Source organism: Pseudoalteromonas sp. 2CM41L, assembly GCF_023161905.1.
GTDB lineage: Bacteria > Pseudomonadota > Gammaproteobacteria > Enterobacterales > Alteromonadaceae > Pseudoalteromonas > Pseudoalteromonas atlantica.
Window position 1 is genome coordinate 89399 of the sequence record NZ_JALNTN010000016.1, and the last position, 16301, is coordinate 105699.

The 16301-nt window shown below is 41.3% G+C and carries 14 protein-coding genes; 10 read left to right on the plus strand and 4 right to left on the minus strand.

Features of this window, described 5'->3' with window-relative positions; translation table 11 throughout:
* Window positions 1-93 precede the first annotated feature (93 nt).
* The 5 genes from ribE to MTF64_RS16420 all read left to right on the plus strand — a co-directional run bounded on the left by ribE (window position 94) and on the right by MTF64_RS16420 (window position 5659).
* Window positions 94-558 carry a 6,7-dimethyl-8-ribityllumazine synthase gene (gene ribE, locus MTF64_RS16400; protein WP_004586865.1) on the plus strand — a complete coding sequence of 155 codons (465 nt, stop codon included), beginning with the start codon at window positions 94-96 and terminating at the stop codon, window positions 556-558.
* A 15-nt stretch (window positions 559-573) separates the two neighbouring features.
* Window positions 574-984, plus strand: a complete 411-nt coding sequence (gene nusB / locus MTF64_RS16405) for a transcription antitermination factor NusB (RefSeq protein ID WP_004586866.1) — start codon at window positions 574-576, stop codon at window positions 982-984.
* Between the two features lie 94 nt (window positions 985-1078).
* A complete protein-coding gene (gene thiL, locus MTF64_RS16410) occupies window positions 1079-2053 on the plus strand; it encodes a thiamine-phosphate kinase (protein WP_248452022.1) in 975 nt (324 codons plus the stop codon).
* Complete coding sequence (locus tag MTF64_RS16415) at window positions 2050-2535, plus strand: phosphatidylglycerophosphatase A (RefSeq protein ID WP_024031690.1); 486 nt, start codon at window positions 2050-2052, stop codon at window positions 2533-2535. The genes thiL and MTF64_RS16415 overlap by 4 nt, the downstream gene beginning before the upstream one ends.
* Window positions 2536-2572: 37 nt before the next feature.
* On the plus strand, window positions 2573-5659 hold the full coding sequence (locus MTF64_RS16420; protein WP_248452024.1) for a ligand-binding sensor domain-containing diguanylate cyclase: 3087 nt from the start codon (window positions 2573-2575) through the stop codon (window positions 5657-5659).
* A 131-nt stretch (window positions 5660-5790) separates the two neighbouring features.
* On the opposite strand, the gene dxs is transcribed toward MTF64_RS16420, so the two are convergent.
* The 3 genes from dxs to MTF64_RS16435 form a co-directional block, all read right to left on the minus strand.
* Window positions 5791-7653, minus strand: a complete 1863-nt coding sequence (gene dxs, locus MTF64_RS16425) for a 1-deoxy-D-xylulose-5-phosphate synthase (protein ID WP_248452025.1) — start codon at window positions 7651-7653, stop codon at window positions 5791-5793.
* Window positions 7654-7755: 102 nt separating this feature from the next.
* Window positions 7756-8643 carry a (2E,6E)-farnesyl diphosphate synthase gene (ispA, locus tag MTF64_RS16430; RefSeq protein WP_029773764.1) on the minus strand — a complete coding sequence of 296 codons (888 nt, stop codon included), beginning with the start codon at window positions 8641-8643 and terminating at the stop codon, window positions 7756-7758.
* A gap of 2 nt (window positions 8644-8645) precedes the next feature.
* Window positions 8646-8888 carry an exodeoxyribonuclease VII small subunit gene (locus MTF64_RS16435; protein WP_004586873.1) on the minus strand — a complete coding sequence of 81 codons (243 nt, stop codon included), beginning with the start codon at window positions 8886-8888 and terminating at the stop codon, window positions 8646-8648.
* Window positions 8889-9203: 315 nt separating this feature from the next.
* Here MTF64_RS16435 and pomA point away from each other — a divergent pair, with 315 nt between their 5' ends.
* The 4 genes from pomA (at window position 9204) to MTF64_RS16455 (ending at window position 13598) form a co-directional block, all read left to right on the plus strand.
* Window positions 9204-9971, plus strand: a complete 768-nt coding sequence (gene pomA / locus MTF64_RS16440; protein WP_004586874.1) for a flagellar motor protein PomA — start codon at window positions 9204-9206, stop codon at window positions 9969-9971.
* A 2-nt stretch (window positions 9972-9973) separates the two neighbouring features.
* Window positions 9974-10894 (plus strand): flagellar motor protein MotB, encoded by a 921-nt coding sequence (locus MTF64_RS16445; protein WP_004586875.1) that lies wholly within the window; start codon window positions 9974-9976, stop codon window positions 10892-10894.
* 211 nt (window positions 10895-11105) lie between these two features.
* The gene (locus tag MTF64_RS16450) at window positions 11106-11612 is read left to right on the plus strand and encodes a hypothetical protein (protein WP_031289574.1); all 507 of its coding nucleotides are present in this window, start codon (window positions 11106-11108) and stop codon (window positions 11610-11612) included.
* A gap of 45 nt (window positions 11613-11657) precedes the next feature.
* Window positions 11658-13598, plus strand: coding sequence for a DNA topoisomerase III (locus MTF64_RS16455; protein ID WP_248452026.1), 1941 nt, complete (start codon window positions 11658-11660; stop codon window positions 13596-13598).
* A gap of 22 nt (window positions 13599-13620) precedes the next feature.
* Here the strand turns inward: MTF64_RS16455 and MTF64_RS16460 are convergent, their stop codons facing one another.
* Window positions 13621-14934 (minus strand): amidohydrolase, encoded by a 1314-nt coding sequence (locus MTF64_RS16460; protein WP_248452027.1) that lies wholly within the window; start codon window positions 14932-14934, stop codon window positions 13621-13623.
* A gap of 94 nt (window positions 14935-15028) precedes the next feature.
* On the opposite strand from MTF64_RS16460, the gene MTF64_RS16465 reads away from it, so the two are divergent.
* Entirely contained in the window at window positions 15029-15886 is an 858-nt protein-coding gene (locus tag MTF64_RS16465) for a tetratricopeptide repeat protein (protein WP_024031324.1), read from the plus strand.
* The last annotated feature ends 415 nt before the right edge of the window (window positions 15887-16301 follow it).

A 16301-nucleotide genomic window follows, 5' to 3' on the forward strand; every position in this document is an offset into this window, starting at 1 on the left:
CTTTTAACTAGTCTATTTTTTTATTTTTATGGTATGATGCGCAGCAATTTTTGCGCAATCGCAACCGCTTGAACATATTTTTAGGGTTATCAAATGAAAATTATTGAAGGTAATAAGTACGCTCCAGGCAAAAAATTCGCTATTGTTATTTCTCGTTTTAACGATTTTATTGGTAGCAGCCTACTAGAAGGTGCTGTTGATGAGCTAAAGCGTACTGGTGGCGTAGCCGATGATGACATTACCGTTGTGTATGTACCCGGTGCAGTAGAGTTACCTTTAGCGGCAAAACGCATTGCGGCAAAAAAAGAGTATGATGCAATCATCGCATTAGGCGTAGTGATCAGAGGTGGTACACCACACTTTGACCTCGTTGCTGGCGAATCTAACAAAGGCCTTGCAAATGTATCGCTTGAGTATGATATCCCGGTTGCATTTGGCGTATTAACCACAGAAAGCATTGAACAAGCAATTGAACGCGCTGGTACCAAAATGGGTAACAAAGGCGGCGAAGCGGCATTAGGCGCGCTTGAAATGGTTAATGTGTTAGATAAAATTTAAGTTTAAGGAATTTTTGTGAAACCAGCAGCAAGACGTAAAGCACGTATCTTAGCACTTCAAGCCGTTTATTCTTGGCAATTAAGTGGCAATTTAATTGCCGATATCGAACAACAAATGTTGATCGAAAACGACGTGACTAAAATTGATGTTGAATACTTTAAAGATTTAGCGCGTGGCGTTGCCGTTAATTATAAGCAACTAGATGAAGCTGTATCTCCGCATTTAACACGTCCATTTGATGATTTAGATATGGTAGAGCGTGCAATTTTACGTTTAAGCGCGTATGAGCTTAAATTCCGTGAAGATGTGCCATACAAAGTAGCAATCAATGAAGGCATTGAGCTTGCTAAAATATTTGGCGCTGAAGACAGCCATAAATTTGTAAACGGTGTACTTGATAAAGCTGTTAAGCATTTACGCAAGTAATACTAACCTTGCTAAAGCGCTCTGCTAAAGAGCTTAGCTTTAACAGTTAGTACACGTTAAAAAGGAGAGCCGGCATAGGTCGGCTTTTTTGTGTATGAAGGAATTTGAATTAATAAACCGCTACTTTAAAGGTCGTGGTATAACTCGTCGTGATGTAAGCCTAGGAATAGGGGACGACTGTGCATTAGTTACCGTTCCGCAAAACTGCCAACTTGCAGTAACAACTGATACGCTTGTATCGGGTGTTCATTTTTTTGATGACATTTCTCCCCGAGCATTAGGACACCGAGCACTGGCCGTAAATCTAAGTGATTTAGCAGCTATGGGGGCTGAGCCTACTTGGGTGTCGGTGGCATTAACCCTACCAAATATTAACCAGCAGTGGATTGAAGAATTTACTGAGGGAATGCACGAAATTGCTGAGTACTTTAATGTACAAATAATTGGTGGCGACACTACGCAGGGCCCTTTAACAGTTACTATATGCGCTAAAGGCACTGTGCCAGAGGGAAAAGCTTTACGCCGTGCAGGTGCTAAAGTGGGCGACTGGGTATGTGTAACCGGCACGCTAGGTGATGCCGGCTTGGCTATTGAATCTCGCAAGCGTGGCCTAAGTATTGAGCCTGAGCACTTAAAGTACATAAATAGCCGCTTTGATTACCCCACTCCACGGGTGGCTGCAGGGCAAGTATTACGCGGCCTTGCTTCATCAGCTATTGATGTGTCTGATGGCCTTGTGGCGGATTTAAGCCACATACTTGATATGTCACAAGTCAGCGCCAGTATAAATATTGAAAACATCCCAACCTCAGACGCTATGCGTTCAAGCCTGAGCTTTGAGGCGCAATTGCCGTATATTTTAGGCTATGGCGATGACTACGAATTACTTTTTACTGTCTCTGAAGATAATAAAAGCATGTTGGAGCTTAAATTACGTCAATACGGCGTAGAAGCAACGTGCATAGGGCAAATAAAAAGTGGCGAAGGGCACATTGAGCTTTTACACCACGGTGAAAAATTTAATTTTGAGCAACAGGGCTTTGAGCACTTTGCCAAGGAGCAGGTTTGACTAGCAAAAAACAGTTTAATTTAAAGCGCCCGCACCAGTTATTTGGCCTAGGGTTTGGCACTGGCCTTGCGCCTGTTGCGCCAGGCACCTTTGGTACATTTGCTGCTTTACCATTTATTTTTATGACCATGTATTTTCCGCTTTGGCTACAGATAGTGTTTGCCGTGGTTATTAGTATTTTTGGTATTTGGGCGTGTGGCAAAACCGCCGATGATTTAGGTGTGCACGACCATCCAGCCATAGTGTGGGATGAAGTTGCGGGTTATTACATTACGATGATTGGTGCAGCGCTTAGTTGGCAAACCTTACTTGTAGGCTTTTTATTATTTAGATTTTTTGATATTGCCAAACCTGGCCCGATCAAAACGCTCGATAAGCGAATGGACGGCGGCGTGGGTATAATGGCAGATGATGTACTTGCCGGTATTTTTTCGCTTATTTGTTTGCAAGCGTTAATAAAAGCAGGTTTACTACCCTTTTAATTTTTGTGTTTTATTTGTTTAACTAGGTGGCAGCGAAATGATGCGATTTTTACTGGTATGTGTACTTATGTTGTGTGCCATGCCAAGTTGGGCTTCTATTACTGATTACGTTGTTAAGCAATGGAATATCAAAGATGGCTTGCCCTCGCAATCGCTAAAAAGTGTTGTGCAAGATCAGCAAGGCTATATGTGGGTCGGAACGCAATTTGGCCTTAGTCGCTTTGACGGCACAACTTTTACTAATTACAACACACAAAATAGTCCTTTTTTGCCAAGCAATGGTATTAATAAACTGCTCATAGATAGTAATGGCTATCTGTGGGTGGGCACTAAAAGTGGCTTGGTGGTCATAAACCCGCAAACGCTTGCCGCACAAGAATTTAATATTAAAGGCCCAGTTAGAGACATATTAGAAGATGCCAAGGGCAGCATTTGGATTGCAGCTAATGGGCTTTATTATGTAGACCGCAACCAAGTTGATTTACGTGATAAAGCGAACGAACTCGTACCTATTGTAAATGCCACCGTGATCACCCAAATAGTGGGGTCGGTTAGTCAAATGGCGCTTTCTCCAGAGGGGATTTGGCTTGTCAACGACCGTCATTTACTACGCTTAACTAAAAGCGCCTCAGATTTTTCAAAACTAAGGTTGGAGTTAACAGCTAAGGTGTCGTTGCCTGAGCGGTTAGCACAAACCATTGTTCATGATCTGTCTTTTTTAAATGGTAATTTATATTTAGCCTCTGAACTGGGTGCCTACTTTTTGGATTTAGACGATGAACTAAGACCTTTTCCGCTGCCGAATGCGAATAACTCAGCTGTGTATAAATTTATGAGCGACACCAATGGTGGCTTATGGGTTTCTACGTATGGACGACTGCTTTTTAGAGCTAAGTCGGGTGAGTGGCAATGGGTTGAGCCAAGTCAGCTAGATCAAAGTATTTGGTTTGCCGATATTTACCGCGATAGCCAAAATAATATTTGGCTTGCAAGTTTTAGCGAAGGCTTATGGCTTGCACACGAAGGGCGTATTGAGCGCCACTCTGCTTTATCGCAAATGACAGAGGCCGTTATGGCAATCAGCCAAGCGCCCGATGGTAATTTATGGGTGGCAAATAAAAGTGGTATTGGTTATTTCGATTTAAATAAAAACTTTGTCAATAAAATACCCAGTGCGCAATTTGGCCGCGCAACAGTACACGACTTACAGTTTGATGGCTCGCGTTTATATATAGCCACCGGACGAGGGCTGTTTTTTTACGAGCAAGATAAACTATACAGTTTTCCTGGCAGAGCCCTGCGCGACAACCCTGTATTTGCTATTAGCCCATCAAGCAAAGGTGGTTTTTGGATAGGTACAGGGCGTGGCTTGTATAGGCTAAGTTATGGCGGGTTAACACCCTTTGCATACAATGCCTTTTTAGGCAGTAAATTTATAACGTATGTGCTCGATAAAGCAAACTTTGGTGTAATCGGAACCAGTAAAGGGGCGTATTACTTTACTGACCGTGGCATTGAAAAAATAGGTGACCAAACTTCGCTCGAAAGTGCATACATCACCAGCGTATTACACATAGATGGTGTAGGTATTTTAATTGGCTCGCTTAATGACGGCTTATTTTACAGAAGTTTGCAAGGGCATTGGCGACAGTTAGATGCAGCCAACGGCTTACCTTATGGCTCTATTTTTAGCCTAGAGTATGACGAAACTTATAAGCGTGTATGGGTAAGTACCATGAAAGGTGTTTACCGTATGCCAGTAGCGCAATTTAAATCAGAGGTGTCGAGCTTAAAAGTGGAAGAGGTTATTTCTTCTTTTGATAGGCAGCTCGATGGTAAAGCAAGCCAGTGTTGTAACGGTTTAGGACACGATGCCGTTGCCATGACCGATTATTCAATTTGGTACCCAAGCTTACAAGGCATTGTAGAAATACCTAAAAATACCGAGCTATTTGGCCTAAATGTATTAAAGCCTAAAGTAGAAACACTGACCACACCACTGCGCGCGTTAACTACCGCAGCATTGGGCGAAAAGCCTTTACTAGATACTGATGAGCGCGACATAACGTTAAAGTACACCGCCATCGATTATTATGCGCCAAATAGTATTGAGTTTAGATATAAGTTAAGTGGGTTAGATAGCGATTGGCGCTATGCTAATGCACGCCGAGAAGCCATTTATACAAACTTACCGGCAGGGTCATTTTTATTTGAGCTTGAGGCAAAACGCCAAGGCGAAGATTGGGAGAGAGCGCAAACTGTCGAGTATGCATTTGTAGTACCGCAGCGCTTTGACGAAACTATTTACTTTAGATTGCTAATTGTTAGTGGGTTTATTTTACTGTTTTACTTTATTTTTTGGGTGTTTAGAGCGCAAGAGCGCCGTAAGCAAGAAGTACTCGAAGCCCTGGTTACAGAGCGTACATTAGAGCTGCGCCAAGCTAACGATAAATTAGGCCAAGTAAACTCACAGCTTAAACTAGTTAGTCACTCAGATGAGCTTACAGGGCTACGTAGCCGCCGCTTTTTGTTTGATCAGCTCCCTAAAGATATTGAGCACTTCCAACGTAATGCACAGTCTTTACAAGCGCAAGGTAAGTCACTTGTACTGCTTATTATCAACTTTGATAACTTTAGCCGTATAAACGATGCGTATGGCCCAATAGCAGGGGATAGCTGTTTACAACAAATGGCAGCATTACTTAATTCGCGTACCCAAGGCTCTGACTATGTAGCACGCTGGAGTGGGGATGAGTTTTTATTATTGCTGCGCGATTTTAAGTGCAACATGATTGACAGCTATGCCTCTGATTTATGCCAAGCAATCGCATTAAATTCGTTTCAATTACCAAACGGTAAAACAACCAATATTACGGCTTCACTAGGGTGGTCTTTTTACCCACTGCCACTTTTAGGTGGGCAAGTAATAAGCTGGGAAACGTCGATAAACTTAGCCGATATAGCGCTTCATCAGGTTAAAAAACGCGGTGGTGACGGTGTCGCAAATATTACGTTTGATAAACAGTTGGATGCGTTTGAGTTTGAGCAAAATTCGAATGTAGATCAGCAGCTGGGTATTTTACAAAGTAATGGCTTAGCAGATATTAAAGTGTGGATGCGATAAAGTTAAATCGATACCTTTTATATGCGTGTTGGCTATTGATAGTTAAACCAAACGTATGAAGTAATGAGAAAGCTAAGCTGTAAAAGGCATAGGTAAAAAAAAGGAGCTTAAAAGCTCCTTTTTTTATTTAATTAAGCGATAAACGATTTTATTGAATTTAAAATGCCTTGTTCGCCTAAGCCCATTTCATCGTGCATTTGTGCTTGTGTGCCGTGCTTAATAAATTCATCAGGAATACCTAAGTTAAGCACTTTTAGGTTAGCTTTTTGCGCTGCTAAATATTCATTAACCGCTGAGCCTGCGCCACCACAAATAGCGTTGTCTTCAAGCGTTACTATTACATCATGAGTTTGGCTAAGCTCATCTAATAAACTTGTATCGAGTGGCTTAATAAAGCGCATATTAACTAGCGTTGCACCTAGCTCATTTGCAGCAAGTTGCGCGTTTTCAAGCAAAGTACCAAAGGATAAAATAGCAATTTTAGCGCCTTGTTTAATGGTATTGGCTTTGCCTATTTCTAGTAGTGTCATTTCGCTTTGAATTTCGGCAGTACCGGCACTACCACGAGGGTAGCGAACTGCTACAGGGCAATTAGCCTTATAACCGGTATAAAGCATATGGCGGCACTCGTTAGTATCACTTGGGGCCATAATAACCATGTTTGGAATACAGCGCATAAAGCTTAAGTCGTACGCACCTTGGTGTGTTTCGCCGTCGGCGCCTACAATACCAGCGCGGTCTATAGCAAAAAGCACTGGTAAGTTTTGCAGTGCAACATCATGGATAAGTTGATCATACGCACGTTGTAAAAAGCTCGAGTAAATAGCTACAACGGGTTTTAACCCTTCACAGGCAAAACCGGCGGCTAATGTGACAGCGTGCTGCTCAGCTATAGCTACATCAAAATACTGCTCTGGGTGCTCTTTTGAAAAACGCACCATACCTGAGCCTTCACGCATTGCCGGGGTAATAGCCATTAATTTTTTATCTTGCTCGGCCATATCACACAACCAATCACCAAACACCTTAGAGAAAGTGGCGGCGCCAGGTTTAGATTTAGGTAAGCTTGATGTATTAGGGTCAAACTTTGGCACACCGTGATAGCCAATAGGATCAGCTTCTGCGGGTTTATAGCCTTTTCCTTTTTGAGTTTTTATATGTAAAAGCTGAGGCCCTTTTAAATTACGCATATTACGCAGTGTATCTACGAGCATATTTACATCGTGGCCATCAATTGGGCCAATGTAATTAAGACCTAGTTCTTCAAAAAAGGTACCTGGAATAACCATTCCTTTTAGGTGCTCTTCTACTTTACTGGCAAGCTCTTTAACAGGAGGCACGCCAGAGAGTAACTTTTTACTGCCTTCGCGAATATTTGTGTAAAAGCTGCCAGATAAAATACGCGCAAAGTGATTAGTTAACGCACCGACGTTTTCAGAAATCGACATTTCGTTATCATTTAAAATGATTAACATGTCAGATTTTACATCGCCCAAGTGGTTCATGGCTTCAAATGCCATACCTGCTGTAATGGCGCCATCGCCTATAACGGCAACAGTTTTGCGGCCTTTACCTTCTTTTTGAGCCGCAATAGACATACCAAGTGCTGCCGAAATAGAGGTACTTGAATGGCCTACGCTAAAGGTATCGTATTGGCTTTCTTCACGAAAAGGGAATGGATGTAATCCGTCTTTTTGACGAATTGTATGCATTAAATCGCGTCGTCCCGTTAAAATTTTATGCGGGTACGCTTGATGGCCTACATCCCATACAAGGCGATCTTCTGGTGTGTTATACACATAATGTAGAGCAACGGTAAGCTCAACAGTTCCTAAACCAGACGCTAAATGGCCGCTACTTTGCGAAACAGAGTTGAGTAAATAGTCTCGTAACTCGTTGCTAAACGCAGGGAGTTTATCTTGCGCTATATCGCGTAAGTGGGCTGGTTCGTCAACCAAGTTAAGTAATGGATACTTGCTACTATCAAGTGTCATGGTATTTATTTTATCCTTCGCTAACACCGGTGCTAACTTATTAGTTGTTACCGCTGTTGAGTAATAATGTCAGTGCTAAATGGCAATACGTATATGTAACACTCAATGGTCACGTTTAATCAGGTAGTTTGCCAGCGCCGCTAGAGTAGAGGTATCAGCATCTATTTTGTTTAATGCTTGATGCGCTTGCTCTATTAAATTTTGCGCCATTTGTTTGGCACCTTGCATACCTAATAGGGCCGGATAAGTTGCTTTATTAGCAGCTAAATCAGAGCCTTGTGGCTTACCTAAAGTAAATGTGTCACCTTCAACATCTAAAATGTCGTCGTGCACTTGAAATGCCAGCCCTATAGCATACCCAAAAACACGTAAGTTTTCTAAGGTTTGTTTGTCTGCTTTTTCGCTACATAATGCACCCAATGTAATGGCACAGTTGATTAAGGCACCCGTTTTTAATCTATGAATTCGTTCAAGCTGTTGTACTGTAATCACTTTATCTGTGGCGGCAATATCTAGCCCTTGCCCGCCGACCATGCCTTCAAGCCCCGATGCTTTAGCCAGTGCGCTGATCATTTTTACTTGTGTTGATGCGCTGCAGGTAAAATTGTGAGTCGAGATAAGCTCAAAGGCCAATGTTTGTAGTGCATCGCCCGCTAAAATTGCATGCGCATCGTCAAACTCTATATGGCAAGTTGGGCGTCCACGGCGAAGGTCGTCATCATCCATGGCTGGTAAATCATCGTGCACCAACGAGTAGCTATGAATACACTCAATAGCAGCAGCAAGAATATCTAAATCTTGCTTATTAGCTCCGAGCATTTCACCACTTGCGTAGACTAAAAAGGGGCGTAAACGCTTGCCACCGTTAAATAAGCCGTACTGCGTAGCTTCTTTTACCGTGTGTGCGGTATCAAGGGGTTGATCAAAGTACTGTTGCAGGGTCTTTACGACATCTTGTTGAGCACATTCTATTTTTTCTTGTATGCTCACGGTTATTCCATATCGTTGTTAAATGAAGTAAGCGCTGCTTTTTCGTCATTACCCATCAAAATAGACACTTTTTGTTCTGCTTGTTGTAACTTACCCGTTGAGGCGTTAGCTAAGGCTATACCACGCTCAAATTGCTTTAACGACTGCTCAAGCGATAAATCACCTTGTTCCATTTCACCGACAATGGTTGATAGTTCTTCGAGTGCTTGTTCAAAACTTAGGTTTTCAGGTTTTTTAGTCGCCATGTTTAATTTCAGCCAGCATGATAAATTTAGGAGCCAATTTTAGGGGGAATGCTAAACTAGGTCAAAGGATGATCGTTGTTTTTTGAGTTATATCAGTTTAAATCGCATTTTTACCATGTATAAGATGCGTATTAGTGCTCACTGTGTACAATAAAATTAATCAGTCGCTAGGCGAGTAGGGTATCTTGATCTAAAATTAGGCCAAACACAGTGTTTTACACTTTTTTCAAAAATGGCTTAAGTATTTCAGTATCTTGCCGATAAGCAGTTAACAATAAAAGTTTGAATAACAAAGTATAATACTTTGGAGGAAATGTGGATTTAGCAACCATAATTGGGATCCTTGGCGCAATTGGTTTAATTGTCATGTCCATGTTTATGAGTAGTAGCGGTGAAATGGGGATGTTTGCCGATGCGCCTTCTAGTGTAATTGTATTTGGTGGCTCACTATTTATTGTGTTATCAAACTTTACCTTGTCGCAGTTTTTGGGCATAGGTAAGGTTGTTGGTAAAGCATTTATGTTTAAAATCGAATCGCCAGAAGAGCTGATTGAAAAAGCAGTTGAACTTGCTGATTCAGCCCGTAAAGGGGGGTTTTTAGCCCTCGAAGAAGCCGAAATACCAAACCCCTTTATGCGCAAAGGTGTAGATATGCTCGTTGATGGCCACGATGCTGATGTAGTTCGTGCCACGCTTCAAAAAGACATTTCTTTAACCACAACTCGTCACGAACTGGGCGCCGGTTTATTTAAGTCACTTGCCGATATAGCCCCTGCAATGGGTATGATAGGAACGTTAATAGGCTTAGTTGCTATGTTATCTAACATGGATGACCCTAAAGCCATTGGCCCCGCGATGGCGGTGGCATTATTAACTACTTTATATGGTGCATTTTTAGCAAATGTAGTGGCTATTCCTATTCAGGTAAAACTGGAGCTTCGTAAAGACGAAGAAGCCATGAATCAGCGTCTAATACTGGATGCTATTTTAGGTATTCAAGATGGCCAAAACCCGAAAGTAATTGAAGGTATTTTGAAAAACTACCTTGCTGAGTCTAAGCGCAAAGTAGATACCGAGGAGTAACCATGTCTGATCAAGAGTGCAAATGCCCACCCCCAGGTTTGCCTGCTTGGATGGGAACATTTGCCGACTTAATGTCGCTTTTAATGTGCTTTTTTGTACTTTTGCTCGCGTTTTCAGAAATGGATGTACTTAAATTTAAGCAAATAGCAGGCTCGATGAAGTTTGCATTTGGTGTGCAAAACAAAATAGAAGTAAAAGATATCCCTAAAGGGACCTCGGTTATTGCTATGGAATTTACCCCAGGTAAGCCTGAACCTACCCCGATAGAAACCATTCAGCAACAAACCGTTGAAATGACCCAGCAAATGTTAGAGTTTCAAGCGGGTGATGAAAGCTCAGCTGGTGGTAGACAAGAGCAACGTGGCGATAAACGTGGTGGCGAGTCACGTAGTACATCGCAGCAACAATCTTCAGAGCAAGCAACTTCAGCCGCCGATCAAGAACAAACTAACGAGTTAGTGAAAAAAATAGCGCAACAGCTCGAAAAACAAATTATCGACGGTGCAATCGAGCTTGAATCTTTAGGGCAGCAAATCATTATTCGTATCCGTGAAAATGGCTCATTCCCCTCTGGCAGTGCTTTTTTACAACCTAAGTTTAAGCCCATAATTCAAGATATTGGTGAGTTATTAAAAGATGTACCTGGTGAAATTACGGTATCGGGTCACACCGATGATTTTCAGGTTTCTAACGAGTTATATATTAATAACTGGGACTTATCGTCAAAGCGTGCAGTAGCAGTAGCAAGCGAATTACAAACGGTACAAGGGTTTGATAAAAACCGCATGATGGTAGTAGGGCGTGCTGATACTCGTCCACTTGTTCCGAATGATTCAAACGAAGATAGGCGTAGAAATCGCCGAGTAGAAATATCAATCTTACAAGGTAAGGCTAAAGAGTCAGACCCTATTGATGTGCGCTAGGCGAGTAGCGGGCGCTAATTTTTCTAATTAAGTTTCTTTTTAAGGTACTTAATCACCTAAGTATCTTGGCACGCTCATTATTTTAGCTTAAAGTACATTTCCTTAACATATGTAATGGATGCGCTGTGAAAGTTATAATTAAATATTGTGATATGCCAGGTAATGGTGATGGTACCGACGACGATACAAAAGAAAAATAAGGTAAAACATTTTGCCTGATTGGTTTTTGTATTTCGTTAGTATTTTAAGTAAAAGCTGGGTCTTTATGCTAAGCCCGGCTCTTTTTATATTTTTTATATTTAAAGATTACTTAGCCTTTAGATTTGCATTACTGACCGTCGCTTTTTTCTTTTTTGGGGGGATAACAGCCTCTAGCTTGAGAGAATTTGACGATATTTATATCTATCGTTATTTAGTATGGGCGGCTACCGATATTATATGGATGGCGTTAATAGCTTATTGGGGAATAAAAGATAAAGTTTATTTATGGCAATGCGTTATTGGTCAGTTAGTGGTTATTGGCGCACCTATATTACAATTATTCAGATTGGTTGACCGTCATCTTTGGGATTTAGCGTACAGCACCATTATTTACAAAACGTTAATGCCCTTTATCAACATTGGCACCGTCATAGTGTGTTATTTACCTTTAATTATGCTTTTCGCTAAAAAAAGTAATTCCCCCTCAAAAATAGAAAGCGCTCCACCTTCTAAATAGCTGTGCTAAACTACTGTTCATATAAACAGTTAATGAGCAACTCCCATGAAACTCTATATCGCAGAAAAGCCATCACTTGGCAGAGCTATTGCTGATGCATTGCCAAAACCACATAAAAAACACGATGGTTATATAGAAGTGGCTAATGGTGACTGTGTCTCGTGGTGTATAGGGCACTTACTTGAGCAAGCTGAACCTGATGATTATGATGCGCGTTTTAAAAAGTGGCAATTTGAACACCTTCCCATAGTGCCACAGCAATGGCAGCTCAAGGCAAAAACGAAAACGCGTAAACAATTAACTATTTTAAAAAAGCTAATTAAGCAGGCATCAGTACTCGTGCATGCGGGCGATCCCGATCGCGAAGGCCAATTGTTGGTTGATGAAGTCATAGAGCAAGCCAAAATAAGTAAAACCAAAAAGCAAAGCATTCAACGTTTACTTATAAGTGATTTAAATTTAGCGGCGGTAAAAAAAGCGCTTACTACTATGCGTTCAAATCGTGAATTTATTCCGCTTAGTGTGTCGGCGCTTGCGCGTTCACGTGCAGATTGGCTATTTGGTATGAACCTTACGCGTGCTTATACGCTGGCGGGACAAAAAGCAGGCTTTGGCAATGTGTTGTCGGTGGGTCGCGTACAAACTCCAATTTTAGGTTTAGTGGTTAACCGGGATAACGAAATAGCTAACTTTGTGTCAAAACCATTTTATGAAGTGTTGGCGCATTTAATAACCCCAGAGCAGCAAAGCTTTGTGGCCAAATGGGTACCAAGCAAAGCCTGCGAGCCGTACCAAGATGAAGAGGGCCGCGTTTTAAATAATGCATTAGCCGAAAACGTCGCTTCGCGAATAGCCAATCAACCAGGCGAGGTTACAGCACTTGAACAAAAACAAAAAAAACAAAGCGCGCCGCTGCCTTATAATTTATCGGCACTGCAAATAGATGCTGCAAAGGCATTTGGTATGGCAGCTCAGCAAGTACTCGATATTTGCCAAACGCTCTATGAGCGTCATAAGTTAATTACTTACCCTCGTTCTGATAATCGTTATTTGCCTAAAGAGCATCATTTAGATGCGCCTGTAATTTTAAAAGCAATTGCAGCTAATGGCGGTCAAAATACTGAGTTTGTGAATGGGGCAGACGCTAAAAAACGCAGCAAATGTTTTAACGATGCAAAAGTGGCTGCACACCATGCAATTGTACCTACCGCTAAACAACTAAAAACAGCGACTTTGGCGCCTGATGAAGCAAAAGTATATCAACTTATTAGCAGGCATTACCTAATTCAGTTTTACCCCGATTATATTTATAACGAAACTAAAGTAGAGGTAACAATTGCGGGAGGTTTATTTAAAGCCAATGCAAAGCAAGATGTAAGCTTAGGGTTTAAGGTATTAATGGGCAAAGCCGAGCTAAAAGATGAAGCAACCTTACCTCATTTAACAAAAGGCATGGCGCTTAACTGCACTAAAGATGAAGTGGTAGAAAAACATACTACGCCACCGTCTCATTTTACTGATGCAACATTGCTAAGTGCCATGACCGGCATTAGTCGTTATGTAAAAGATTCACAAATTAAAAAAATACTCAAAGAGACCGATGGGCTAGGAACAGAGGCAACCCGCGCAGGCATTATTGAATTATTATTTAGGCGTCGTTTTTTAAAGCGCGAAGGTAAATCAATTAAAGCTACACAAACAGGCTTGGCACTTATTAGTGTTTTACCAGAGGGCTTAGCTAGCCCCGATTTGACCGCTAAATGGGAGGCGAGCTTAGGCAACATTGCTCAACAAGCAATGAGCTACCAACAATTTTTACAACCACTGCTGGTGGAGCTTGAAGGTTTTGTACAGCAAGCAGCTAGTTGTGATAGCCATGTATTTTCAAAGCTGCCTAAAACACCGCCTAAAAAGCGCTTTGCTAAGGGTGGTAAAAAAGCACCATTTAAAAAATCAAATTATAAAAAGAGCTCAGCAACCACTTAATCGCTGAGCTCTCAAATACGGCTTATTTTTTATTAAATAACGCGACTACAGCGTTACTCATGGCTTTTATACCGGTCGGTAATGCTACTTTATAATCTGGCGCAAATTTACTTGAGTGTAATGAAGGAAGTATTTGGTTACTTTTCATCGCATTTGTATATTGCTGCTGGTTTACTCCACCTAACCAAAATAACGTAATAGGAATGTTTTCGTCAGTTCTACCGTACAGCCCAAAATCTTCACCAGCCATAACCGCTTTTGTCTCAAGTACATTAGTTTCGCCAATTGCATCAGCAATAGCACTCCTAACAATATTAGTTTGCTGAGGGTTATTGTAAGTAGATGGAATAGATTCATCTTCATGAACGTGAACAACAGGGTAGTGTGACTCAGTAAGGCCAGCACTTTGAGCAATACCCGCTGTAATACGTTTTATTGCTGTTATTTGCGCCGTCCGTACCTCTGGGTTGTAGCTTCTAAGCGTAAGCTGTAGTATTACTTCATCGGAAATCACATTATGCTTTGAGCCACCATGAATAGAGCCCACAGTCACAACAGAAGGCTCAAGTGGAGAAAGCTCGCGGCTTGTGATTGTTTGTAATGCTAATACCGTACGCGCCGCAATAACTACAGGGTCTACGGTAGTGTGTGGGTAGGCGCCGTGTCCGCCTTTACCTTTTATAGTTATATCTACCGAATCAACACTTGCCATGGTGTATTCATTTTTCATTGATACCTTACCCGCAGGCGCGCTGGCACTAACATGCAGCGCAATAACATGATCAGGCTTAGCATATTTACTAAATAAGCCTTCACTTAACATGGCTTTTGCTCCACCGCCAACTTCTTCTGCAGGTTGCGCAACCATCATTAACGTTCCTTGCCACTTATTTTTATGGGCAATAAGTTGCTCAGCAGTACCAATAAACGAGCTCATATGTATATCGTGGCCACAGCCATGCATTACACCTACTTTATTCCCATGCTCATTGGTCACTTGTACTTTAGATGCATAAGGTTTACCGGTTTGCTCTGTGATTGGTAGGCCATCGGTATCAGTACGAATCATTATTGTAGGGCCGGTGCCATTTTTATAAATCCCTACCACACCGTAGCCGCCCACATTATCTGTTACATCAAACCCAAGTTTTGTTAATTGCGATGCTATTTTTTGGCCAGTTTCTTGTTCGTGATATGAAAGCTCTGGAGATTGATGTAAGTCGAGGTAAAACTTTTCAATAGCTGGCATACTCTTAGTTAAATCTAAGTTTAGTGACTTAGCGTAAGTAAGTGGGCTTGCTATCATAAATGCTGCAGCTAGATAGGTGATTTTCATGTTTTCCCTCATTATTTGAAAGTATTTAATACTTGTATTTATTATGTTCGTCTCCATATAAAAACCTAAATAAATGAATATGGCAATTAATTCAATGAGCAACATAGTTAGTATCAACGCACAAAACCTTCAGCAAGTACTCGGTGAAACATCACAACAAAAGTTGGTGCTGCTTAACTTCCACTCGCCACAAAGTCCTGAGTGTATTAGCCAAATCGGTATATTAGAAAATTTGGCTACGCAATATAAAGACCATATTGTAGTGGCTAATCTTGATTGTGACGCAGAACAAGCACTCGCCTCGCAATTAGCGCAGCAGGTTGGCTTGCAAACATTACCTACACTTGTGTTGTTAAAAGATTCAGCTCCAGTAGATTTATTAGCGGGTGCACAAACAGACGCGCAAATTCGCGAAGCCCTGAGTAAGCATTTACCAGCGCAGCAGGACCTACTTCTTGAACAAGCAAAACAAGCATTATTAAAGTCGGATCTAAATGCTGCATTTAATTACGCAAAGCAAGCGTATGAAATAGACAGTGCAAACGCACGTATAAAGCTTGTGTTAGCCGATATATGCATTCAAATACACAAGTTAGATGATGCGCAAGCACTCATTGATACCATTGACGCCCAAGAGCAAGATGCTTATTTTCATAATATAAAAGCTAAATGCGAAGCGGCTCTAGAAGCTACCGACTCGCCAGAGATAAAAGAAAAGCAATCTCAAGTAGAAAAGTACCCAAATGACTTAGACCTGAAAATAGAGCTAAGCCAATTGCTAAATGATGCAGGACGAAAAGAAGAAGCACTCGAAACACTGTTCAGCGTACTTAAAAAGGATCTTAACTTTAATGACGCTAAAGCAAGCTTTTTAGCAATTATCGCTTCTCTACCAGATGGAGATGCACTTGCAGCGAAATACAGAAGAAAGCTTTATAGTATTTTGTATTAATACGCGCAGTTAATAAATTAACTTAAAAGCACCTTATAGGTGCTTTTTGCGTTTTATACATCGCTATATTTAAAACAAACTGGCCTTTGTGTTTAGGTTTAGTTTGTTTTTTGTACTGCTTTTAGCTCTTTAGAGTGAAAAATGCACGAAAGAGCTTTTATTTATAGTTTTTATCAAAAAACGCTTGCGTAAAAATCCGTTCTCCCTATAATGCGACCCCACTGAGACGGCAGAGCGCAACGCATAGCGAGGAACGAGCTACTCAGTGAGTCGAGTAAAACTTAGTTTTAAAAACTTTCAAGTTTAACAAAATTAAGTATTGACAAAAAAATAGGAGGGCGTAAGATGCGCAGCCCTAGCGAGATAAAGTTTAACGCTTTAATCGCAACGTTCTTTAACAATATAAAGCAATCAT

Bases quoted from the DNA above. Each gene is read 5' to 3' on its own strand.
- dxs (WP_248452025.1), bottom strand. From the start codon at position 7,653: ATGACACTTGATAGTAGCAAGTATCCATTACTTAACTTGGTTGACGAA.
- MTF64_RS16465 (WP_024031324.1), top strand. From the start codon at position 15,029: ATGAGCAACATAGTTAGTATCAACGCACAAAACCTTCAGCAAGTACTC.
- ribE (WP_004586865.1), top strand. From the start codon at position 94: ATGAAAATTATTGAAGGTAATAAGTACGCTCCAGGCAAAAAATTCGCT.
- MTF64_RS16435 (WP_004586873.1), bottom strand. From the start codon at position 8,888: ATGGCGACTAAAAAACCTGAAAACCTAAGTTTTGAACAAGCACTCGAA.
- MTF64_RS16455 (WP_248452026.1), top strand. From the start codon at position 11,658: ATGAAACTCTATATCGCAGAAAAGCCATCACTTGGCAGAGCTATTGCT.
- MTF64_RS16445 (WP_004586875.1), top strand. From the start codon at position 9,974: ATGTCTGATCAAGAGTGCAAATGCCCACCCCCAGGTTTGCCTGCTTGG.
- MTF64_RS16420 (WP_248452024.1), top strand. From the start codon at position 2,573: ATGATGCGATTTTTACTGGTATGTGTACTTATGTTGTGTGCCATGCCA.
- MTF64_RS16460 (WP_248452027.1), bottom strand. From the start codon at position 14,934: ATGAAAATCACCTATCTAGCTGCAGCATTTATGATAGCAAGCCCACTT.
- thiL (WP_248452022.1), top strand. From the start codon at position 1,079: ATGAAGGAATTTGAATTAATAAACCGCTACTTTAAAGGTCGTGGTATA.